Below are 21,703 nucleotides of genomic sequence, written 5' to 3'. Positions count from 1 at the left end.
CATGCTCACCCCTTGACACCACCTATCGTGACCCTAACCAGGTACTTCTCGCCCACAACGAACAGAACGATGACCGGGATTAAATAGAATACCGATAGGGCGGCTATCAGCGAGAGGTTTATCCCACCCATCTCGCCGATGAGGCTTCGTATAAGCAAGGAGAAAGTCCAGTTCGTCTGCGACTGTATGAACGTGTACACGAAAATGTACTCGCCCCAACCGCTGAGGAATGAGAAGAGGGCAACGGCGAAAATCCCAGGCTTAACCAGCGGCAACATAACCCTGTAGAAGGCCCCAAGCCTGCTGGTGCCGTCAACCATGCTCGCTATTTCCAGGTCCCAGGGGATGCTGTCGTAGAAGCCCTTGAGAACCCACACCCCCAAGGGTAGGTCGACGGACATCCTTACGAGCACTACGCCGAGGATCGTGTTCAGGAGCTTCATTTCCCGAAGCATGAAGTAGAGAGCTATCAGTAGCACCGACGCGGGGACACCGTGGATCACGAGGAAAGCACCCAGTATGGCGCTACGGCCCCTGAAGCTGTAGCGAGAGATCACATAGCCCGCCATGGAGGAGATGAACACCACGAGGAGCATGTTCCCGAGGGCGAGCAGAAGCGTGTTGAAGGCAACGCTGTAAACGTTGGGGTAGAGCTTGCTGTAAACCGGGTCGTTCTCGAAGAGCACTCCTTTTCTGAGGTAGCTGAAGTTCTCAAGCGTAAAGCCTTTAATCGTAACGGGGCTCTCGCTGAACGCTAGGCCTAGGAGAAGCAGTATCGGAACCGTGATTACGACTATTAGGACCACAGCGACGGCGTAAAGGAGGATTGTTGATGCCTTCACCCTCACCTTCCACCACCTACTCCATTTTCGGCTCAGCCATGAGCTCGCGCAGCCTGAACACCCTCCAGTAGACTATCGAGAGAACCAAGCCGATTACGAGAAGTATGGTGACGAAGACTGCCGCGTAGCCGTAGCGCATAGATGCCAGGTACTGCCCGAACGCCAGGTGGTACGCCTGGAGTATCATGACCTCAGTCGAGTAGTAGCCCGGGCCTCCATCGAGCGTGAGGAGTATGTACTCGAACGAGGCGAGCAGCGAGAGGGTTTGGTACGCAACGACGAAGGCTATCTGCCACTTGATGAGAGGCAGTATGATGCGCCTGATTATCGTGAGCTGTGACGCGCCGTCGACCTTCGCGGCTATGATGTAGTCCTGCGGTATGGCCTTTATGGCCGAGCTGAATATCACCATCCCGAAGCTACAGCCAATGAAGCCGTTCACGATGAAGAGGAACGGCCAGTAGTACTGGAAGGTCCAGGGTACGGGTTCTCCGCCGAGCGCCTTCAGCACGGTGTTCAGGAAGCCCGTGTCCATGGGTGAGAAGATCCACATCATTATGAAAGCGTATATCACCGAGGGCATGACCCTTGGCAGGTACCACAGCGCACGCATAAGCGTACCCAGGGTGTCGTGGATGTGCGTGGAGACGAGGGCTAGGAAGAGCCCCATGCCCACGTTGAAGGTGAGGGTTCCCGCGACGTAGATTATCGTGTTCCTCACGAAGATCGGGGTGTTGATGTCGGAGATGAACTTCTGGTAGTTCGCCAGCCCCACCCACTCCCAGATGAACCTGTAGTCAAGGTTGGTGAATGACATGAGGATCGTTATGATTGCCGGGACTATCATGAAGGATACGACAACGACTGTGGCGGGGGCGAGCATGAGGGTAATTACGGCGAGCTTCAACAGACGCCTCCTTGAGGTCAAATTAGACCACCTGGGAGAAAAAACTCTTTTTCAAGCTGTTCCCTTACTCTCTGATTATTACCTGGTCTCCCAGCGTGCTTTGCAGGTTCTGCCTGAACACCTGGAGCGCCTGGTCGGAGTTGAACTGGCCTGTCTCGATGCCCTTGATCACGTTGAAGATTATCGTGTTGTAGTCACTCCACTTCGGGTGCAAGGGCTGGTACTTAGCGTACTCGACCATGTAGCCTGTCGCGGCGAGGAACTTGTCCTGAGTGTAGACCGGTAAGGAGAGCTGGCTGTAGAGTATCGCCAAGTGTGCGCTTTTAACTGCGTGAAGGCTGTTCAGATACGGGTCGGTGGCTAGGGTGAGGATGAGGAACGCCACCTCAGGGTACTTGCAGGTCTTTGAGATAAAGTACACTTGTGGCTGAGAAAGGGTGACGGGCTTAAGTCCGGGCTCGCCGGCGGGGTAGAGGGCGAAGCCGAACATCTGCCAGAATTTCTCCTCAGTAAGGTTGAACGACCCTATCCACTGGCCCTTGTGCCACGTGCCTCCGAACCAGAACAGGACTTTCCCTGATACAACCGTCGGGTGAACGTCGCGGTTGAAGTCGAGGGATGTTATCTTGTCGGAGATAACTTTACCCTTCTGCATCGAAGCCTCGTAGTACCAGTCGAAGACCTTCTTCCAAACCTTCATGTCGGCAACAAGCTTACCCGTTGAGGGGTCTTGGAGCGTGCCTCCGAAAGCCAGGTAGACGATAGGCCAATCTGGGCCAGCGTTGGGCCTGTGCCAGATACCGTAGCCTGGTTGCACAACTCCCTTTTGCACTGCTTCCTCTGCGACTTTCAGCATGTCCCAGAGAGTGAACTCACCTCTCCTGATCTTCTCGGGGAGCGCGTTGATCTGCTCGTCTGTCCAGCCCAGCTGCTTGAGCAGCAGTTTATTGAAGTAGACAGGCCTGGCTTCCGTGTCCTGAGGTATACCCCAGATGTGCCCCTTGTAAGTCACGGAGTCCCAGAGCCCGCTTATAACGTCGTAGTAGGTCCAGTTCCAGTACTTCTTCACGTAGTCGTCCAGCGGTATGATCCACCCGTTCTCGCTGAGAAGCGCCGCGTAGTGGTGCTCCATCTGGAATATGCACGGGCCCGTGCCCCCCTGTAGCGCGAGGAACACCTTGTTCCTGTAGTCGGTCCACTGCGCCGTTGAGAAGTCTCCCTCAAGCTTCACAGTGGCCGGTACGCCTGTCGCTTGGAATATCGCATTAAGCCTGTTAGCCGCCTCCACGAGGTTTAGTTGCCTGTAGATGGACTCCCTCTCAGGACCCTGCGTCCAGGCTGTGATCACAATTTCTACCGGCTTGCCGCCTGCCTGCTGCTGGAGCTGCTGCAGCTGCGCCTTTAGGCTCTGAAGCTCGGAGGCTAGCTTATCGTACTCCGACTTAGGCACGTACTCCCCAGCCGGGGCTGTCGGCGCAGTCGCCCAGTGCACTAAATAACCTGCAATAAAGCCGATGATGAGCGTAACTATTAACAGCAGTGCGGTGGTCTTTTGCAGTGTTTTACTCGTGCTCATCGTGATGCGTCTGCAAGATAACTATTTATCTGTTTTTCTGGGAAGCTTTAAATATTCTCGTAAAATAAAAATATATACTCTATAGTTTTTGGGGTAAAATTAAGGAAATAGATTACTGAGCTATGGCTTTCTCCTGAATCTAGATAGAGCTCTTTCGACGCTGTACTGGACCCGCGACAGGGTTTCCAGGGAGATCAGGCTCGAGGTGAGGTACACAAGGCCCAGCGTCACTAGCACTGAGAGGAGGATATAGACGGGGGCTTCGAGAGGAGGCTGCGAGGCGACGATGTCCCTTGCCAGGATCGTGGGCTGCGTCATCGGGAATACATAGAGGGCTGCTTTCACAGCGGGGCCGACCATGCTCGAGGGGGCGAATACGACGAAGTAGCCGGGAATCACTATGAGCATGCCCAGCGGGCTCATGATCGTGTTAGCTATGCGCACGTCTCTGCTGAGCGCGCCCACGATCACTCCTAGGGCCGCGGCGAAGAAGAGCGAGATAAGGAGACTGGGGGCCAGCAGTAGGAGGTCGTGGGGGGAGAGCAGGCTCGCCTGGCTCGGGATGTTCAGCGTGAGCGCCTGCTGCCCCGAGACTCCCGGCATCGAGCCGAGAAAGGTTGCAAAGTATATCGCGAAGTAGAGCGCCATGCCGGCCAGCTCGAGCGCCGAGCCCACAAGGGACACGACGAACATTCCCAGCAGCTTGGCTGTCAGGATCTCGTGCGGGGGCACAGGCATCGTCAGGAGGGTCTCGAGGGTTCTCTCCTCGTTCTCCACAGCCATGGAGGTCGCCGACATCTGCATGACCACTAGGGATATCGACATGACGATCAGGGGGACCAGGAGCGCGGCCATCAGCAGCCCTGCCAGCGAGCCCGGGTCCGCGGGCAGGAACGCTTTCTTGCTAGCAATGTAGGTCTGGGGTGTGGAGTGAACCGGATTAAGGAGAACTTGTGGGCTTATACCACTCTTGTTCGCGACGTGCTCTAGGTAGAAGCTCTTAACCTGCTCCACTACGGGGGCTGTCTCCACGCCTGAGAACACGGATATCTCGTCGACCACCGAGAGAACGGTGATGTTCGCAACATCTCCAACGGTGAGCGAGCGGGAGAACGTCTCAGGGAGGATGAGCACGACGCGTACGCCTCTCCTCGAGGCCTCCAGCGATATTTCTTCAGGGTTTCCCTGAGGGAGCTTAGTCACGTTGAAGCCCCTCCCGGCCAGCCACGCGATGAGCTTCTCGGAGTAGGGGCCTTTGTCGTAGCTCACCACGCCTATGTTCTGCGCGCCTCGCACCGCCTCTTCGACGGCTGTCTTCATGGGAACCGATATGACCAGCGCTATCACGGGCATGATTAGGGCGCTTAGTATGAACGGGACTAGGATCCTCGGGTCTCTGAGCAGGTCCTTAATCTCTTTCGCGAAGAGTGGGGCGATCACTTCCCACCACCCTTTACGACCGTGAAGAACACCTCCTCCAGGTTGCGGGCGCCGTACTTCGAGACGAGCTCCTTAATGGGGCCCTCCTCGAGGATCCTGCCCTTGTCGATCAGCGCGACGCGGGTGCAGACGTCCTCGACTTCAAGCATGTTGTGGCTCGAGACAAGGACAGTTGCCCCTAGGCTCTGGGCGTACTCCTTGATTAGGTCGCGTATCTCCTTGGCCTGAACGACGTCGAGCCCCGAGGTAGGCTCGTCGAGTATGGCTAGCTTGGGCTTAACCATGAGGGCTCTGGCAACCTGGACCCTGCGCTTCATTCCCTTGCTGTAGGACTTCATCTTCTCGTGGATCTTCTCGCCCAGTCCCGCTATCTTCACCCCCATCTCGAGCGCCTCCTCAGCCTCCCTGGTCTTCCCGTAGTAGAGCTCGGCCACCAGGCGGAGGAACTCGTAGCCCGTGATGTTCCTGTATGTCCCAGCGTCCTCCGGCAGGTACGATACCAACTTCTTGACCTTGAGGGAGCCGGGCTTCTCGCCAAGGACGAGCACCTCACCGCTGGTCGGTGACAGCAGGCCGGCGAGTATCCTGAACGTCGTCGTCTTTCCGGCGCCGTTCGGCCCTATGAGCCCGAAAACCTCGCCCTCCTCAACGGTGAAGCTCACGCCGCTAAGCGCTCTGAAGCCTCCGAAATCCTTAACCAGGTTTTTAACGACCACAGCAGGCATTGTAAAAAATAAATCTTAGATCACGTAATAAACGTTTGCAAAAGGAAAACAGGTGGTTTCATTGGAGGACCCTTCCCGCTACTGCGAAAACATGCTGCTGTGCGTTGTCTCGACGCTAGCCGCCACGGTGGTAGCCTTCTACGTCGGCCTTCTCCTAGCTAAGGCCAACCCACTCCTCCTCCCGCTGTGCCTAACCCTCGCCGTGTACCCTGGCTTCCTGAAAATGGTCTCGGCGAACAGGCTGTGGGCCGCGCAGGCGCTAGTCTACGGCTGGGCGCTCCTGTCAACGCTACTCGTAGCCTACTATTCATACACGCAGGGAATGCAAGCTGGAGGCATGATCGCAAAGGGAGAGAGCTACGTGAGGGAGATGTTCGACTGGATTAGAACCGGTAGGGGCGCTGAGGGAGACCCCTCCCTCTTCGTCCTCCCGAAGATCGTCGAGGTGACGGTTTTCTCGGTGGCGACGCTCCTCACGGTCGGTTTCGCGGGTTTGTTCATGGGAGCCTACCTGCTCGACTACATGAACTTCTACGTGGGTGTGCTGCTCACGTTCGCGAAGGCGGAGCACGTCCTCGAGGTGGCTCTCCTCTCCTGGCCCGTGTACGCCGTGCTCCGCGTCGTAGGGTACGTCATGCTCGGGACTGCCCTCTCAAGGGTTTCGTGGCTACTGCTAAGGGAGCGCAGGTTTAGGCTGGAGGACGGCGCGAGGAGGCTTCTCGTTTACTCCCTCGTCTTCATAGCCCTCGACTTCCTCTTGAAGGCCACCGTGGCAAACGCGGTCTACCAGCCACTCCTGAAAGCTTACACCACGATCGCTCCCTAAAGAAATTTTATATATCGCTCTATTGGTAGTCGAAAGCCGTATGACGGAGGTTTACGCTCAGCCCGGACCCGGCACGCCGAACGGCCTGTACGTCTACTCGAGGGAGAAGAGGGGGTGGGTTCTCCTAGACAGGTTCTGGCTGAGTGACAACGGCGTGCACGTCATATACTTCGACAACACGCTTTGCCCGGCGTGCAGACGATTCGACAAGACGTGGTTCACCTTCGTCGAGAAGAGCGCGGATAAGGCTGACAGCACGTACTTCATGATAGCCCTGTGCGACTGGTTCGCAAGGCAGTGCAGCTCAGAGCACTCTAAGAGGCTCTTCGAAATATTCGACGTGCACATCTCGCCGACCATAGTCTTCCTCCTCAGGGAGAACGGGAAGATCAAGAGGAGCCTGAAGAACGAGGGTTCAATGACGCTGGACAGGCTCACCCTGACTTACGCGCTTTTCACCGCTAACCTCTAAGCTCCTCGAGGGCGCTCTCCGCCGCCCTTCTCACGGCTTCGCGGCTACTATACCTAGGACTCCAGCCGAGGGACTTAAGCTTTGAGATATCGAGGTGCATGTACTTCACGTCCCCCACCCAGCCTCTACCGCCGTCGACGCCGCCCGTGAACCTGTACCGCACACCGCTAAGCCCCATCACCTCCACGACTATGTCCGCGACCTCCACCACCGTGATCGAGTCCTCGCTTCCCACGTTATAGGCCTCGAAGCCGCCCCGCGTACCGCGCCACGCGAGCAGCGTGGCCTCGACGGCGTCCTCGACCCACACGTAGCTCTTCCTCTGGGTTCCGTCCCCGAGGATCTCGAGCTCCCGGGGGTTGTTGAGCAGCTTCAGGACGAAGTCCCTGACGACACCCCTCTTAGCCCTGGGCCCGACAACGTTCGCGTACCTCAGGGCCACGGCCTTGAACTGGAACGTGTAAGCGTAGGAGGAGATGATGGCCTCGCAGGAGAGCTTCGAGGCCCCGTACAGGGATATCGGCTTCATCGGGCCGTAGTCCTCGGGCGTTGGGAGCTTCGAGGCCTCACCGTACACCGTGCTCGTCGAAGCGAACACGAGGTCCCTAACGCCGCGCCTCCTCATCTCCTCAAGCAGGTTGTACGTAGCGAGGATGTTGTTCTCGAAGTGCTCCTGGGGATCCCCAACCCGCACCTCTGGGTTGGCCGCGAAGTGGAACACCGCGTCGACGCCTCCGGCGAAAGCCCGCTCAAGGTCGCTGCGCGACCGCAGGTCTCCCTTCACGACGTCCACATCGCGTAGGATCCTCGACAGGTTCTCGATCTTGCCTGACGAGAAGTTGTCGAAGACCACGACGCTGTGCCCCTCCTTGACGAGCCTCTCCGCTAGGTGGCTGCCTATGAAGCCAGCCCCGCCGGTTACCAGGATCCTCATCGCCACCGCCTACGCGATCCCGATCATCCTAGCCTTAGGGAGCTTGAGCCCAGGCTTCAGCGCGTCGAACAGCTTCACGAGAGTGTTGAAGTGCTCCTCCGCGTCCGTGTTCGAGAGGCTCCTGGCAGAGGTAGGGTAGATCTCCAGGCTAAAGTCGCTGCCGTCTTCGAGCTCCGCCCTAATGTAGACCATCGGCAGCAACTCACCCTTGTAGTCCATGGCGCCTGAGGCAAGGCTCAGCGATGTGAGTGGCGAGCCGAGCTTCCTCCCGAGCTCCTCCTTCAGCGCCGCGGGGCTGCTCTTCGCCACTCCTTCGAGCACGCTCTCCCCCTCCTCGAACTCAACCACACCGTAGCTATAGGTGCCGTCACCCACGGAGAAAACGCTCAGCTTCACGAGACCTAAGGGGCACGCCCCTCAAATAAAGGTATCACTCAGCGCCTCCTGATTACGAACTCGCAGTACGGGTCCCCCCTCTTGATGCACTTTGTCTCCTCGGGCAGGACACCCTTGATGCTTTGACCCCAGCTTGCGGCGACCATTCCGGCTAGCAACCCCCTGATCATCATGCTCTCAGCCTCCTCTATCTCCTTCAGCGCCTGACACTCAAAGTTGTCGTACACACGCGCCACGAAGCTACCGTCATCCCACTCGAGGATCTTGAGGACACCGTATCCCATCAGAGTGAAGGCCCTCTCCGCCAGCACCGCTACACCGCGCCTATCCTTCAGCAGCTTCGAGTAGAAGTCCCTGTAAAGGCTGGCGCCCGCCTCGAAGAACGTGTAGTAGAGTATTGAGCCGAAGCCCGTCCCGAGCTGCGACCAGCCCGACACCAGGAAATTTCTTAGGGCCTCTCCCCGCAGAATGATAGCCCTCTCGCCCCCGAGCAGAGGAGGATAGCCCCACGGGTCTGCGGCGACGCCGTTGCTCACCGGTGGAGTGTAGTCCACGCTCTCCACCATGCTCACCTGACCCAAGCAGTCAGCTACCCTCTTTGCGGTTGCCGGGTCCCGGACCCCCGCCACTATAAAGGCCCAGAGGTCTCGGGACCTGTCGCTCCAGGACACGTGGAGTGAGAGCACCGGCGCGTCGGCCTTAGAGAAGCACTCCAAGCAGCGGGCCAGCACCCCTTTCGCGGTCAAGGCTTCTTCGCGGAAAACAACCCTGAACATGTAAGCGGACGTCGAGCTCAGGGCCACTACGCGCCCGAGCTCGTAGGGCTTGTGGTGGTCGATGTTCCGGGACACGCTTTATACATTGAAACACTTCCTTATAAGGTTTTGTGGCGAATTTTCGGTCAGATACGGCCGCAGTCTTCACGCTTCAGCAAGCCCTCCGGTTGCTCGTCATCCCGTTGAAGAGGCGCGGGGCCTAGAAATATGCTTTTCTTAATCCGGCCGCTTGCGCCTAGCCCGCATGAGAACCGCGCAGAGGGCCGCGAGCAGAAGTACCGCCGCGTAAAGCTCCTGGGGAGGGCTGGGGGTGACCTCGATGTACGCCTGGGCTGGCTCGTAACCCTCCTCCTCTGAGGAGACCAGCACCCTCACCCGGCACGGCAAGAGAGGAGTAGCTTGGAAGCTGGCGAGGCCGTCCTCTCCGGTCCTCAGCGCGAAAACCTTCCTTGTCGCACAGTCCTCGTAGACTACGGATAGGTTTATCCCGGGCGCCGGGGGACGCGTCTCCACAGTGAACACCGCGCTCTTAAAGAGGAGTACGTCCCCTGTGCTTACCGAGAGGCTGAGAGGCCTCGGCGAAACGGTGAAGTTGACCTTCCCGTAGGCGGGTACGAGCTCGGGGTTTGCAGCGAAGACCTCGACCCGCCACACGCCTATCTTGTCAGCCTTGAGCTCGAAGGAGCAGGGGCAGTCCCGGGTAAACACGTACTGCGACCCGTCCGGCTTTGTGACCGAGACCTCGCACCTTGTCCCCGGCTGTGTCTCTATTGAGAACTTCGCGGTGTCCCCGAAGAGCAACCGGGGGTTATACGAGATAACCAGGCTCACCCCGCCGCGGAATTTTTCAAGCGGTGTCTGCTTGTACGAGTAGCTCTGCTCTACCTCGACGCTTCCCGTGTACTCGTAGTACAGGAACGCCTGCGGAATGCTCCCGGCTTTCCCACCGAGGCCCGCCACGAGGCGTATGTAGCCCGGGGCCGGGGGGCTCACCCCAACCCTGCTGCCAGGCTTCTGCGGCTCGACGGGTAGCCAGCCGTAGCCGGGTACGTAGACCTCAGCCCAGGCGTGGAGGTACTCGCGATCCTCGCCCGCAGGCGGGAGCGCCAGTAGGCCCCCGACAACCCTAGCTGGGATGCCAGATGCTCGGGCGAGCGCCACGAAGAGCCTGGAGTACTGCAGGCAGACGCCCTGCCGGGAGTGAAGCGTCCATAGAGCGCCCAGGCTCCAGGAGGAGGAGATCGTGCCGAGAGCGGGGTTGTACTGTATCTGCGTGGAGGTGTAGTCGGCTATCCTCCTAACAGCCTCGAGCACGGTCCTCGAGCCAGCGGTCAGGCTGCGGGACAGGGCTCTGATCTCCGGGGAGTCGGACTCGATGTACTCCTCAGGGCTTAGGAATGGTTTCACCGAGTCGGGGAGGTGGGCTAGGGAGCTTACCGGCGCGTCTGCAGGCACGTAGGCCACGGTCTCTAGCGCCGCGAAGCGGACCGTTATCTTGAATGGCTCGGGGCCAACGCGGACTCCAGTGTAGACGGCGTAGAGGTTGCCCTGCTCGTCGCGCTGTAGGGATCTCGGAGCTGGCGTCACCATCGGGCCAGCTACTATGGTTGTTGTGGACGTGTTGGTTGGCAGTGCCAGGTAGAGCATCTTAACTTCGCCCCTCCCCGTGAGCTGGACTGTGTACGTCACCTCGTAGACGTTCCTGGTGGACGCGTAGGACTCGATGAAGAAGTCGAGCCTCCTGGACGACACCAAGCCTCCAGCACTAGCCGTGACCTGGAGGGTGTAGTACCCGGTGATGAGGTCGGGGGTCACGTTGTAGGCAAACGTGAAAACCCACTCCTCGCTTCTCCCCGCTAGCCTGGCAGACCTGCTCGAGTTGCTGGTAGTCAGGACGGCTCCCAGCGGGTCCCGGACCTCAACTGCAAGGGAGAGGGTGTATAGGGTTCCGGGGCTGGCGGAAACCACGACGTTGACTCGAACAGCCAGGGTCTCGCCGACCCGGAAGGTCCTGCCCGGGCGGGGGAGGAAGGCGCCCTGCTCGATGGTGCCGAACACCACCTCCTTCACCTCCACGCTCGAAACACCAGGACCAGCTTTGAGCGCGTTGAGGGTGAGCGTGTAGCCGGCTAATAGGGCTAGAGCCAGTAGCGCAAACGCCTTTACACAGCGCACGCAAAATGGTTAGAAAAAACAGGCCTATAACCCTGCTTTCTCTCTAATGGGCTTCAAAAGGCAGGGGTTGTCGGTGATTATGCCGTCCACCCCCATTTCTACAAGCTTCTCCGCCTCCTCGAGGCTGTTCACGGTCCACGTGATCACGCTGTAGCCTTCCCGCTTGATCTTCGCGACGAGGTCCCTCGTCAGGATCTCGTGCGACGGCAGGATGGCGACGGCTCCGAGCCTGCGGGCTATGTCCAAGTACTCGTCGTCCCACTCCTCGATGAGGACGCCGATGTCCAGCTGGGGCTCGAGCTTCCTCAGCTTCTCAAGCGGGGCTGGGAGGAAAGACGTCACGAGCGCCTCGCCGAGCATGTCGAGCTCTCGGAGCGCATCGGTGACCTCTTCCTCGACTCCTTGGACCTTGATCTCGATGTCGACGTATAGCCTGCCTTTGGCTAGCGCGAGCACCTCCCTTAGTGTCGGAACCCTTGCTACGCCCCCGACCCGCACCTTCTGCAGGTCGCTGTAGCTGGCCTCGCTTACCTTGAGGTTTACCCCCGCGACGCGGTCAAGCTCGTCGTCGTGGGCGATGACGGCCACTCCGTCGAGGGTCCTGCGCACGTCGAACTCGATGCCCGTCGCGCCGCACTCCAGGGCCTTGAGGAAGCTCGGTAGGGTGTTCTCGGGAGCTAGGGCCTTGGCGCCCCTGTGGCCCGTTAGGATGAATTTTCGCTTCAGCTGGGTCACACGTCTCAGTTGTAGCGTCGCGTAATAAGCTTTGCTGCAAAGAGTGAAAAAGCTTAAACGCCAGCTCTTACTTTGCTTTTTCGATAGGCATGGGCTACATACCTAAGGCCCTCCTCAGGAGGCTTTACGTGAAGGGTAGCATGCGGGCTACCGGCGAGGAGCTGTCCTTCAAGCTCAGGAACACGCTTGCGACGGCTCAGGTCGACGCCCCTGTTAAGGTTCAGGTAGACGGCAACCCCGTCAAGCAGGAAGACGTGCAGCTACTGCTCAACGGGCAACCCTACACTGGCCAGCCGTCCCCCTCGCAGCCGCTGGAGGTCCCCGTCGGCGCGGAGCTAGAGCTTCGCGTTAAGGGCCCGTACTCGAGGGGAAAGCACAAGGTCAGCGTGGAGGTTTCGATCAGGGGCTACGGGACCGGAGTGATAGAGTTCGAGGACGAGGCCCAGTAAAGATCTCTATTTTTTGGAAAACACTTTTGAGAGAACTTCTCCACCAAAGACGGGCCCGTCCCTGCAAACCCGCAACCCGACGGGCTCCAGCACGCACGAGCCGCATACCCCTACAGCACACCTCATGTACCTCTCCATCGAGGCCTCGAAGCGAACCCCCCTCTCCAGGGCAAGCGAAAGCACCTTCTCGATGAGCGGCTCCGGCCCGCAGGCGTACACCGCGTCAACGGGCCCCTCCGAGATGAGGCGCGCGGCCTCGTCGGAGGCAAGCCCCTTAACACCCAGGCTGCCGTCGTCTGTGGTGAGCACCACCCGGCAGTAGCGCTGGAATGAGTCGGCGAGGAAGACCTCTCTCGCCGTCCTGAAGCCTAGGACGGCGCTGCACGAGGCCCCGGCTTCTCTTGAGACGCGGGCGAGGAAGTGCAGGGGGGCCACCCCGCTCCCGCCCCCTACCAGGAGCACCCTGGAGCCGCTCGGTGGCACCGTGAACGAGGCGCCGTAAGGGCCTCTCACGTGGAGCACTGACCCGCTGTGCACGGCGTCGTAAATGTAGCCCGTCACCTTACCCTTCCTGGTAATGGCGAGCAGGAGCTCCCCGTCGCTGTAGTCCGCGACGCTTAGCGGTATCTCGCCGACACCGGGCACCCAGAGCATGATAAACTGTCCGGGCTTCGGCGTGGCCAGCTCGACGGACAGCCTTAGGATCGTTGTGCTCCCGGCTCTCCTCGCCTCCTTGACGAGCGCCCGCAGGTACACTACTGAGACACCAGCTGGGACAGCGCCTCCTCTCCGAACTCCTCGTCGCAGTAGGCGCACCTGAGCTTGAGGGGCTGACGGGAGACCACGATTATCCTTGGCGTGATGGGCTCGCGAGGCGAGTTCGAGACGCAGAGGGGGTTGACGCACCTCAGGATGCCCACGATCTCCTCTGGCACACTGACCCTCCTCTTCTCCACGACCTGGTAGTCGCGAACGATGTTGATCGTGGCTGTCGGAGCGATGAGAGCGATCTTGTCGACCTCCTCGGGCTTGAGGAACCTGTCCTCTATCTTCACGATGTCCTTCCTGCCCAGCTTCTTGCTCTCCACGTTCATCACCAGAGCTACAGTCGCGCCCTCCCTCCCTGAGATGCCGAGGATCTTCAGGACGTCGAGGGACCTTCCAGCCGGGATGTGGTCTATGACCGTCCCGTTTCTGATCTTACGTACGATCAGCCTGTCCTCCATCCTCTCACCCCTTAAGTATCAGCTTGAGCAGGGCCATCCTCACCCAAACCCCCAGCTTCGCCTGCTCGAAGTAGTACGCGTGCCTCGTCCGGTCCACGTCGAACGCGATCTCATCCACCCTGGGCAAGGGGTGCATGACCACCAGGTCTTCCTTGGCCCTGGCGAGGCTTTTAGAGGTCACGGCGTAGCTGCCCTTCACCTTCTCGTACTCCGCCGGGTCGGGGAAGCGCTCCTTCTGCACCCGCGTGACGTAGAGGACGTCAAGCTCCGGCAGAACGCTATCGAGGTCCGACACCTCCTCGTAGCTGACGCCCGCCTTCTCCAAGACCTCCAGCACCTCCGGCCTGGCCCTGAGGAGCGGGGGAGAGACCAGGTAAACCTTCCTAGGCCGGTACTTCGAGAGGGCTAGGATGAAGCTAGCCGCCGCGCGCCCGAACCTCAGGTCGCCGAGCACTCCGTAGGTCAGCCCGTCGACCCTTCCCTTGGCGCTCCTCACGGTGTAGAGGTCGAGCATAGCCTGGGTTGGGTGGTGCTTCCTCCCGTCGCCCGCGTTGATCACCGGGGCCTCAGCTATCTCCGCCGCGTACCTCGCCGCCCCCTCAAGCCTGTGCCTCACGACGATCACGTCGGCGTATGAGTCGAGCATCCTAATCGTGTCGGCGAAGTTCTCCCCCTTGGCCACTGAGCTCCTCTCCAGCTCGCCGAGGTCTATGTAGGAGCCCCCCAGCCTCAGCATCGCGGACTGAAAGCTCAGCCTCGTCCGCGTGCTGGGCTCGAAGAACGCGGTCGACATGATGAAGCCCGAGAGAGCGCCCGCGTATGCCGCGGGGTTCGACCTCACGCGGTCGGTCTCCGCGAACAGCTCCTCCAGCTCCTCGCGGCTGAAGTCCAGGATTGAGAGGACGTCCCTGCCCCTAAGCACGCGACCCCACCTCGAGGAGCTTCCTCAGCGTCGTCAGGCTTACTAGCTTGACCCCCTCGGCCTCGAGCGCTTCGCGGGCGCCCTCCTCCCTGTCCACGACGACGAGAGCTGTGTCTGCGGCGAGCCCGTGGGCTCTAGCTACGCGGAGCGCCTCGAGGAGGGAGCCGCCGGTCGTGGCAACGTCGTCGAGCAGGAGGACCTTAGTGCCGGGCTCGAAGTCCCCCTCGAGCTGCTTCTGCGTGCCGTGGTCCTTCCTGTCCCTCCGAACGTAGACCAGCGGCTTCGAGAGAGCTAGAGCGACGCCCGTCGCAAGGGGCAGACCCCCCACAGCGATGCCGCAGACAGCGTCGAACCTGTGCTTGAGCGCCTCGCGGGCCATCTCGTCTATCAGGAGCTTGAACTCCCTGGGGTGGGACGGGAGCTTCCTCAAGTCGACGTAAACGTTGCTCACCTTCCCCGAAGAGAGCTTGAAAACGCCCCGCTGCACGGCGCCCACGCTCCAAAGCAACTCTTCAACCCCCACGCAAAACCACCCTTTGAGCCTCAACTATCCTCTCGAGCTCGCTCAGGGGGTCTTCGGCCAGGACGACAGACCTCCCTACGATCTCGAAGTCGGCTCCCGCGCGAAGCGCAGAGGCCGGAGGCGCGCCCTGAACCCCCACGCCAGGCGAGAGGATGACCGCCTCCCTCAGCCTCTCCCTAGCGGCGCGTATCGCGCTGGGCTTGGTGGCCGCGACGACGAGGCCTCGAAGCCCGAGCTCGGACGCGTAGTCCAGCAACTCTTGGAAGTGCGCGTCGACTAGGCTGTTAGGGCAGGTCATGGAGACGAGCCCGAACACGTTCAGCGAGACCGCAGGCACCTTGCTGAGACAGCGTGGGAAGAGGTGGACTATGGCCCCGTCGAAGCCGAGGGCCTCCAGCAGGGAAAGCTCCTCGGAGACGATGTCTCCTATGTCTGCTAGCTTGAAGTCGGCGAGGAAGTAGAGGTCGTCGCGGTAGCCCTCGATGAGACTCGCTACGCCGGTCGGTCCCGCTCTCATGAAAGCTGGGAGGCCGATCTTAACCCCGGCTAGCAAGTGCGCGGTTCTGCCGAGAAGGTGAGTCCAGTACGCTAGCGGGTCTCCACCCTTGAAGTAGTCGAGCGCCAGTACAACCCGAGACTCTTTACGCTCACCAACGTGCTCCAGCTTCCAGGGCAAATGCCCGCCTCGACAACTCCTCCTGACCTAATAAATCTATCCTTCAGGGAGAAGGAGATTTAAGCCTCCATCCGCAACGAGTAATGGTGTTCTAGGTTGACGACGCTGGCGACCTTGGTCTTCGTAATCAGCTCGGGCAAAGTCCTCCTCATCAGGAAGAGGAGGGGGTTCGGCGCGGGCAAGGTGAACGGGGTTGGGGGCAAGGTCGAGGAGGGAGAGCCCCTCGAGGAGGCGGCTAGGCGAGAGGTCCTCGAGGAGGTAGGCCTCACGGTCCGGAACGTCCACCACAGGGGTGTGCTCCACTTCTACTCAAGCGACCACGTGCCTGACTGGGTCGTCCACGTCTTCGTAGCGGACTCGTACGAGGGGGAGGTCTCGGGGAGCGACGAGGCGGAGCCCCTTTGGGTGCCTTTAGGCTCGATCCCCTTCAGCGAGATGTGGGAGGATGACAGGCACTGGCTACCCCACGTGCTGTCGGGGTACAACGTGGAGGGGCACTTCTACTTCGACGGGGACTACTCCAGGCTCATCGGGTTCAACCTGAAAGTGTTTTGAGAAACTCAAGTCCTGCGGCTCTGCTAGCCCCGCGGAACTCTGGCCTCTGGCGGTACTCCAGGGCGATAGTCCTTCTCTCGCTTTCTACCTATTTTCCCTGTTCGTTTCATGCTTTCCCTAAACACACGAGAAATGAAGAGAAGTTAAAGGAAGTACCCTAAAGGTGCTGAATAATGAGTAGCTGTCAGGCTCATGCGACATCGTGCATCCCTGGCACCTTCGAGATAATAGAGCATAAACCGGTGCTGAGCTCCGGTAGTACCGCGAGGTGATGTTGACTTCACTAGTAGAGTGAGGCATTAGGACTTGAGAAGAGACCTTCAAGTGATCTCGGAGCCAGTGCCCAGCGCCTCCAGGAGGCTTCTCACGTTGATGGACTTGGGGAACCGAAGCAGATCCCGGTCTTCTGTGACGAGCCTCATCCCGCGGGCTCTGGCCGAGTAGAGATAAGCTGCATCGTAGAAAGTTAGGTTCTCACTATACGCGAGCTTTAAGACCTCCGAAAGCCCAGGGAAGTTAAGCACCGTTACGTAGCTGAGCGCGCTTTCGAAGAGCCTAAAGGCGGCATCGAGGTCCCGGACTCTGCCCTTCCTATACTCCTTCAGCAGCGCGTTTCCCACCTCGTACGCTGTTAGGTCGAGCACGGCAAACAGCCTCGCGTGATCTACGAACTCCTCTCTAAGAGTAGCTACAAGCGGGTAAACAGCGGAGGCGTCCAGCAGAAACCTGGGGGCCATACCCTACCTCTCAAGCCTCGACTCCTTGACCGCGGAAGCCCACTCCTCGACATCTACGTCCATGGATCTCAGGGCCTCCTCAACTAGCGTCCTGAACCTCTCCCTTTTAACCCTGCGAACCTCCTCCTCGAGAGCTCTCTCAATGACCTCCCTCACGTCTATCCCCAGCTTCGCGACCTCCTCCCTAAGACCCCGCCGCACTCTGACAGAGATTACATCAGAGGGCACTTGTACCACCGTATACTCCTACTCTTGTATACTGCTAGGCGGTAAATAAAGTTGGCGCTCTCGTGACGCGTTATTCAGCGCTGAGGGGGTTTCATTAGTTCCGTGCGCTTAGCATGCTTAGGGCACCATAACATTAACAAAATTTTTTTGTTATTGTTTTTTGCGATACTCCCGCTAGCTCGAAGGGCTCCAGCCCCTCTCCCATGCTTCCAAAAGCTCTCCCATACTGAGTTGATATAGCTTGAATACGTCGCTTGCACACGGGACGGTGCCGCTTCTGGTATGTAAGGGCGGAGAAACACGAAAATGATAGCTAAACCTGACCGGCGCGTAGCTACCGGGATTCGGGTGGTATATAGGTAAGAGTTCTACATAATGTTACATAGTGTGGCGGTTTACACATCGTTATGCGCGTGTTATCCACTCTGCGCAAAAAGCGGTAGGCTCGGTGAGACGGTCGCACCTATACATGCCCTCATGGAACCACGCGAGAGTTATCGCCAAACTCAGCTAGGTCCTTGATGGGCTAGCGAGACACGCGTGGAAAAAGAGGTCCAAGGAGGTTTTACTAAAGTGAAAAAGTTAAATGAAAGGTAAAGAATTAATGTTTTAAGTCTTAGTGCTAGAGACCTAGTACTTCGAATATCCCCGCTTGTATCACGAGGGTCCTTAGCACCAAGGCCCCGAGCAGGCCGAGGACAGCAGCCGCAAGGGCCAGCCTTCGGTCCTCCTTCTTCAGGAGCAGGAAGCCGAGGGCTAGCGGCGCTAGGACACCGAGGAGCACTAGGCCGATCCAGAAAGCCGCCGCGAGCTCGCCGACCAGTAGCGCTTCAGCGCTCATCTTCGCGGCCACGCTGCCGGAGTAGAGGGCGACGTTGATCAGTGCTGCCAGAGCCGCAAGCTCGGCCACGTCCAGGGCTAGGCCGCTCGTGGTGAGGAACCTCGTAACCCTCTCGTCGTGAACCAGTATCTTGAGGACAGCGACCGCGCATATCGAGGCGCTGATCAGCCACAGTATTGGTATCAGCGAGGTGTTCCAGAACGGTACGCCGGGCGCCGAGGAGACGAGGAAGCCGCTGTAGAGCGTCACGAGCAGGCCGATCAGGGCTAGCACTGCCAGGAAGTACTTGTTGTCGGTGAGCTTAGCCATTGCCGGCAGGGCCGTGTGCCTGAGCGCTAAGGCTAGGGTGGCGAGGAGCAGGAGGAAGAGCAGGCTGATGCCGAGTGTCATCCAGGAGACCGTCAGCTTCGCTAGGAACACTCCGCTCGCCAGCGAGCCCAGGATGGCTAGGGGCATGTTGGCCGGGCGGGAGAGGTCGGCGACGACGAACAGTAGTGCCAGCACAACGCTCCCGAAGACGGTGAGCGAAAGCTCGCGTAGCTTCTCCTCAACCTTCGCGAAGCGCATCAGCGCGTACGCCACGCTGCCCATCCCTGCTATCCCTGCAAACCACAGGAAAGGCCCTATCAGGAACGGGGTCCAAACCTCCTGGAAGCTCATGGTCCCACCCTTACGAAGAACTTGGGCTCAGTGCCCTTATACTCGAGCAACCTGATTATGCGGCCTGAGGCCAGCCTCTTGCTGATCTCGCTGTTCGGGTCGTCGATGTCGCCGAAGGCCCTGGCGCCGGCCGGGCACACCGCCACGCAGACGGGCTCGAGGCCCGCGGCCACCCTGCTCTGGCACTCCTCCCCCATGCACTTCATTGGTAGGCCGGTCTCGTCGTCCAGCCACCTGGCCCCGTAGGGGCACGCGGTCATGCAGTACTTGCACCCGATGCACAGCGCGGGGTTGATCTTGACGAGGCCGTCCTTGTCCCTGTAGCTCGCGCCCGTGGGGCAGACGGCCACGCAGGGGGCGTTGTCGCAGTGCTGGCACTGCACGAGAAGCATGTAAGGCTTCGCCTTGAGGTCGAAGGTGATCCTCCTGATGTTGCTCCTGATCCAGCCCCACGTCCTGTTCTCCCTGGTGCTGGAGCCGTAGTTAGCCGCGTTGCAGGCGGCTATGCAGGCGCCGCACCCTATGCATGCCGACTGGTCCCAGAGGTGCGCCAGCCTCATGCTCCCACCCTCGTGACCCGAACCGTTGAGTTAAGACCGGTAGAGCCGCTAACCGGCTCGAGCCAGCTTAGAGTGAACTTGTTGGTGTTGATGCCCTCCTTCATGACCTCGTACTCGCCGCCTATCAGCTTCGACGCCCTGCCGCCAACTCTGTTGTAGACGAAGAGGATGCCCTCGCGGACGCGGTTCGTCACCCTAACGCGCGCCCTCTGCTTGACGCCGTTGTCGAGACCCTCGAGCTCTATCAGGTCCCCGTCCCTTATGCCTAGGCGCTCGGCGTCCTTCGGGTTCATCCAGACCCTCCTGTCAGCGAGGAAGAGGATGTTCTTCGTCCAAGCGGAGTGCGCGCTCACGAACTGGTCGCGGCCGTTCACGAGGTAGAACTCGTTGGGGGCTGTGGGCTTCTTGTAGGGCGGCTGCTTCCACTTCGGCAGCGGGTCGTCGCCGTACTGGATGGCGCTGAGGCTGTAGATCTCCACGAGCCCGCTGGGTGTGCCGCGCGTCCCGGGCCCGGCCTTCGGCGTCCACTTCTGGAACACGTAGAAGCCCTTCATCTCCAGGGCTTTCTCGATCTCCTCCACCGGCACGTTCCAGGCCTTGGACAGGCTCTCCAGGACCTTCCTCTTTATCAGGGCCTCGAACTCCTCGAAGTTGTGGTAGTCAGCGTACTTCTCCGTGTAGCCGACCGCTGCCGCCCTGTCGGGGACTGTGCGCCTGACGATCTCCATCATGATCCAGAAGCCGTTCCTGGCGTCGACTCCGGGCGGCGGGTCGAGGACCTTGTGGGAGAGCTGTATGGCGGCGTGCGGCGTCCACATCACCGTCGCCAGCTCCTCGCGCTCGAGGTAGATGTTGTCGGGGAGCACGTAGTCCGCCCAGTCGACGCTGTCGTTGGGCACGACGTCTATCACGACGACGAGGTCGAGCTTCTTCAGCGCCTCGATGAGCTTCTGGGTGTTCACGTCCCGGGTGAAGGGCTCCGTGCCGACGATGAAGAGGGCCTTGACGGGGTACGGCTGGCCGGTCAGCACCGCGTCCAAGACTGTGTCGAAGACGTTTAGAACAGGGTATTTACTGTCAACTCTCTTCGCCTTGATCGGGGGTAGCGTGCCGCCCGTGATCGTTGTCACCTTGTCGGCCGCCGCTGTGGCTGAGGCGGGGAACTTCGCGCCCACTTGGATGTAGAGGCCTCCCCTCGTCTCTATGCTTCCGACGAGCGCGTTCAGGGTGAGCGCTGCCCTGAATGCGTCGGAGTCGTTGGCGTTCTTCGAAGACCACCAGCCGTCCTCCACTACGCCCTTCGCTGTAGCGAACTCCCGGGCGATCCTCCTGATCGTCTCGGCGGGTACGCCGGTGATCTTCTCGGCCTCCTCGGGCGGGTACTGCGCGGCCCTCTCCTTAAGCAGGGTGAAGGCGGTCCTGACCTTGCCGACGCCAGGGGCCTCGCCCTCCCACTCGAGCGCCGGGTTCTTGGCCGCCTTGTAGCTCACGAAGTCCTTCGCGTCGAGGTCGTACACCATGAAGTCGGAGGTGTCCTTCCCGATGTCCTTACCAGTGAGCGCGGAGCCGTCGGGCTTGATGAGGAGGCAGGCGTTCGTGTACTTCTTGACCCAGGGCTCGTCGTAGAGCTTCTCCTGGATGATCACGTGTATCATGGAGAGCAGGAAGGCGGCGTCTGTCCCGGGTATGATCGGGACCCACTCGGCCTCGGACATCGCGGCGTTGGGCATCCTCGGGTCCACGAACACGAGCTTCACGCCCTTCTCGCGGGCCCTCTGAAGCCTCTGAACCATCCCCATCGCGGCGTTCAGGACCCTGCCGACGAAGATTATGTAGCGGGCGTTCTCGTAGTCGGGGTCCACGGAGGGCGGGCCTCCGGCAGCGAGAACGAGCTGCCTGGCGTAGGTCGAGGCGTTGTGGCAGCAGGAGGCGTACTGGATTATGTTAGGGGTGCCGAGAGTGTAGGCTATGAGCGGCATGTGCCACGCGTAGAAGTAGTGGTACGTGAACACGACGCTCTCGGGGCCGTACTTGGATATTATCTCCTTCAGCTTCTGAGTGATCTCGTTGAGGGCGGTGTCCCAGTCAACCTCCTGGAACTTAGCCTCCCCCCTCTCGCCGACCCTCTTAAGTGGCTTCTTCAGCCGGAGGGGGTGGTTCCAGAGCTGGATGGACGAGGCCGCCCTAGCGCAGAGGCCCGGCTGTGGGTGCTCAAGGTTGGGCTCAAAGTACATGGTGCCGTTCCTCTTGACGAAGTACAGCCCGCAGCCGGCGGCGCACATGTTGCAAGACACGGGGGCTTTCTCCTCGGCCGCGAGGCTCTGGGGCTGGCTTGGGGGCTTCACGACGAGGCTTACGGGCCACTTAACAGCCGTGGCCGCGGCGAGGAAGGCTCCGAGCTTGATGGCGTCCCTCCTTGTGATCTCGGTCATACGTTATTAAACACGTATCAAAACGTATATAAAACTTTATGTACAGCTCTCGATATTTCCCTGTAAAAATATCGATAGGTATGCGCATAT

24 protein-coding genes are annotated in these 21,703 nt (G+C 59.8%); 4 read left to right on the top strand and 20 right to left on the bottom strand.

Going from position 1 to position 21,703, the window contains the following annotated elements; genetic code table 11:
• Positions 1–5 precede the first annotated feature (5 nt).
• From MOV14_RS09345 to MOV14_RS09325, 5 genes are all read right to left on the bottom strand, one after another.
• Positions 6–848 carry a carbohydrate ABC transporter permease gene (locus tag MOV14_RS09345; protein WP_318537063.1) on the bottom strand — a complete coding sequence of 281 codons (843 nt, stop codon included), beginning with the start codon at positions 846–848 and terminating at the stop codon, positions 6–8.
• Positions 849–858: 10 nt separating this feature from the next.
• The gene (locus tag MOV14_RS09340; protein ID WP_318537062.1) at positions 859–1,749 is read right to left on the bottom strand and encodes a carbohydrate ABC transporter permease; all 891 of its coding nucleotides are present in this window, start codon (positions 1,747–1,749) and stop codon (positions 859–861) included.
• Between the two features lie 64 nt (positions 1,750–1,813).
• Positions 1,814–3,325 (bottom strand): ABC transporter substrate-binding protein, encoded by a 1,512-nt coding sequence (locus MOV14_RS09335; protein WP_318537061.1) that lies wholly within the window; start codon positions 3,323–3,325, stop codon positions 1,814–1,816.
• A 120-nt stretch (positions 3,326–3,445) separates the two neighbouring features.
• Entirely contained in the window at positions 3,446–4,765 is a 1,320-nt protein-coding gene (locus MOV14_RS09330) for an ABC transporter permease (RefSeq protein WP_318537060.1), read from the bottom strand.
• Positions 4,762–5,490 (bottom strand): ABC transporter ATP-binding protein, encoded by a 729-nt coding sequence (locus MOV14_RS09325; RefSeq protein WP_318537059.1) that lies wholly within the window; start codon positions 5,488–5,490, stop codon positions 4,762–4,764. The genes MOV14_RS09330 and MOV14_RS09325 overlap by 4 nt, the downstream gene beginning before the upstream one ends.
• 61 nt (positions 5,491–5,551) lie before the next feature.
• On the opposite strand from MOV14_RS09325, the gene MOV14_RS09320 reads away from it, so the two are divergent.
• Positions 5,552–6,316, top strand: a complete 765-nt coding sequence (locus tag MOV14_RS09320; protein ID WP_318537058.1) for a hypothetical protein — start codon at positions 5,552–5,554, stop codon at positions 6,314–6,316.
• Positions 6,317–6,356: 40 nt separating this feature from the next.
• Positions 6,357–6,788 (top strand): hypothetical protein, encoded by a 432-nt coding sequence (locus MOV14_RS09315; protein ID WP_318537057.1) that lies wholly within the window; start codon positions 6,357–6,359, stop codon positions 6,786–6,788.
• On the opposite strand, the gene MOV14_RS09310 is transcribed toward MOV14_RS09315, so the two are convergent.
• The 5 genes from MOV14_RS09310 to MOV14_RS09290 all read right to left on the bottom strand — a co-directional run bounded on the left by MOV14_RS09310 (position 6,778) and on the right by MOV14_RS09290 (position 11,804).
• On the bottom strand, positions 6,778–7,722 hold the full coding sequence (locus MOV14_RS09310) for an NAD-dependent epimerase/dehydratase family protein (RefSeq protein WP_318537056.1): 945 nt from the start codon (positions 7,720–7,722) through the stop codon (positions 6,778–6,780). The two genes, MOV14_RS09315 and MOV14_RS09310, sit on opposite strands and share 11 nt — an antisense overlap.
• Positions 7,723–7,731: 9 nt before the next feature.
• Positions 7,732–8,118, bottom strand: coding sequence for a hypothetical protein (locus tag MOV14_RS09305; protein ID WP_318537055.1), 387 nt, complete (start codon positions 8,116–8,118; stop codon positions 7,732–7,734).
• Positions 8,119–8,156: 38 nt separating this feature from the next.
• Positions 8,157–8,969, bottom strand: coding sequence for a 4-vinyl reductase (locus MOV14_RS09300; protein WP_318537054.1), 813 nt, complete (start codon positions 8,967–8,969; stop codon positions 8,157–8,159).
• Positions 8,970–9,110: 141 nt separating this feature from the next.
• The gene (locus MOV14_RS09295) at positions 9,111–11,069 is read right to left on the bottom strand and encodes a transglutaminase-like domain-containing protein (RefSeq protein ID WP_318537053.1); all 1,959 of its coding nucleotides are present in this window, start codon (positions 11,067–11,069) and stop codon (positions 9,111–9,113) included.
• A 24-nt stretch (positions 11,070–11,093) separates the two neighbouring features.
• On the bottom strand, positions 11,094–11,804 hold the full coding sequence (locus tag MOV14_RS09290; protein WP_318537052.1) for a glycerophosphodiester phosphodiesterase: 711 nt from the start codon (positions 11,802–11,804) through the stop codon (positions 11,094–11,096).
• Between the two features lie 89 nt (positions 11,805–11,893).
• Between MOV14_RS09290 and MOV14_RS09285 the strand changes: the two genes are divergently transcribed.
• The gene (locus tag MOV14_RS09285; RefSeq protein WP_318537051.1) at positions 11,894–12,253 is read left to right on the top strand and encodes a hypothetical protein; all 360 of its coding nucleotides are present in this window, start codon (positions 11,894–11,896) and stop codon (positions 12,251–12,253) included.
• Between the two features lie 6 nt (positions 12,254–12,259).
• On the opposite strand, the gene MOV14_RS09280 is transcribed toward MOV14_RS09285, so the two are convergent.
• The 5 genes from MOV14_RS09280 to MOV14_RS09260 are packed head-to-tail and all read right to left on the bottom strand — an operon-like array spanning position 12,260 to position 15,600.
• Positions 12,260–13,009 (bottom strand): iron-sulfur cluster-binding protein, encoded by a 750-nt coding sequence (locus tag MOV14_RS09280; RefSeq protein WP_318537050.1) that lies wholly within the window; start codon positions 13,007–13,009, stop codon positions 12,260–12,262.
• Positions 13,009–13,479, bottom strand: coding sequence for an aspartate carbamoyltransferase regulatory subunit (pyrI, locus tag MOV14_RS09275; RefSeq protein WP_318537049.1), 471 nt, complete (start codon positions 13,477–13,479; stop codon positions 13,009–13,011). Before pyrI ends, MOV14_RS09280 begins: the two co-directional genes overlap by 1 nt.
• A gap of 4 nt (positions 13,480–13,483) precedes the next feature.
• Positions 13,484–14,401: an aspartate carbamoyltransferase gene (gene pyrB, locus MOV14_RS09270; RefSeq protein ID WP_318537048.1), complete on the bottom strand. Its 918-nt coding sequence runs from the start codon at positions 14,399–14,401 to the stop codon at positions 13,484–13,486.
• The gene (gene pyrE / locus MOV14_RS09265; RefSeq protein WP_318537047.1) at positions 14,394–14,924 is read right to left on the bottom strand and encodes an orotate phosphoribosyltransferase; all 531 of its coding nucleotides are present in this window, start codon (positions 14,922–14,924) and stop codon (positions 14,394–14,396) included. The genes pyrB and pyrE overlap by 8 nt, the downstream gene beginning before the upstream one ends.
• Positions 14,914–15,600: an orotidine 5'-phosphate decarboxylase gene (locus tag MOV14_RS09260; protein WP_318537046.1), complete on the bottom strand. Its 687-nt coding sequence runs from the start codon at positions 15,598–15,600 to the stop codon at positions 14,914–14,916. Before MOV14_RS09260 ends, pyrE begins: the two co-directional genes overlap by 11 nt.
• A gap of 96 nt (positions 15,601–15,696) precedes the next feature.
• Between MOV14_RS09260 and MOV14_RS09255 the strand changes: the two genes are divergently transcribed.
• Complete coding sequence (locus MOV14_RS09255; RefSeq protein WP_318537045.1) at positions 15,697–16,155, top strand: 8-oxo-dGTP diphosphatase; 459 nt, start codon at positions 15,697–15,699, stop codon at positions 16,153–16,155.
• 320 nt (positions 16,156–16,475) lie between these two features.
• Here MOV14_RS09255 and MOV14_RS09250 read toward each other — a convergent pair whose 3' ends face one another.
• The 5 genes from MOV14_RS09250 to MOV14_RS09230 form a co-directional block, all read right to left on the bottom strand.
• Positions 16,476–16,892, bottom strand: coding sequence for a type II toxin-antitoxin system VapC family toxin (locus MOV14_RS09250; RefSeq protein ID WP_318537044.1), 417 nt, complete (start codon positions 16,890–16,892; stop codon positions 16,476–16,478).
• A gap of 3 nt (positions 16,893–16,895) precedes the next feature.
• A complete protein-coding gene (locus MOV14_RS09245; RefSeq protein WP_318537043.1) occupies positions 16,896–17,129 on the bottom strand; it encodes a DUF4145 domain-containing protein in 234 nt (77 codons plus the stop codon).
• Positions 17,130–17,742: 613 nt separating this feature from the next.
• On the bottom strand, positions 17,743–18,621 hold the full coding sequence (nrfD, locus tag MOV14_RS09240) for an NrfD/PsrC family molybdoenzyme membrane anchor subunit (RefSeq protein ID WP_318537042.1): 879 nt from the start codon (positions 18,619–18,621) through the stop codon (positions 17,743–17,745).
• On the bottom strand, positions 18,618–19,181 hold the full coding sequence (locus MOV14_RS09235; RefSeq protein ID WP_318537041.1) for a 4Fe-4S dicluster domain-containing protein: 564 nt from the start codon (positions 19,179–19,181) through the stop codon (positions 18,618–18,620). The genes nrfD and MOV14_RS09235 overlap by 4 nt, the downstream gene beginning before the upstream one ends.
• On the bottom strand, positions 19,178–21,613 hold the full coding sequence (locus MOV14_RS09230) for a molybdopterin-containing oxidoreductase family protein (protein ID WP_318537040.1): 2,436 nt from the start codon (positions 21,611–21,613) through the stop codon (positions 19,178–19,180). The genes MOV14_RS09235 and MOV14_RS09230 overlap by 4 nt, the downstream gene beginning before the upstream one ends.
• Positions 21,614–21,703: the final 90 nt, after the last annotated feature.

Origin of the sequence: Infirmifilum sp. NZ (genome assembly GCF_022693705.1) — an archaeon.
Lineage (GTDB): Archaea > Thermoproteota > Thermoprotei > Thermofilales > Thermofilaceae > Thermofilum.
This window is presented reverse-complemented; position numbering and strand designations above follow the sequence as displayed.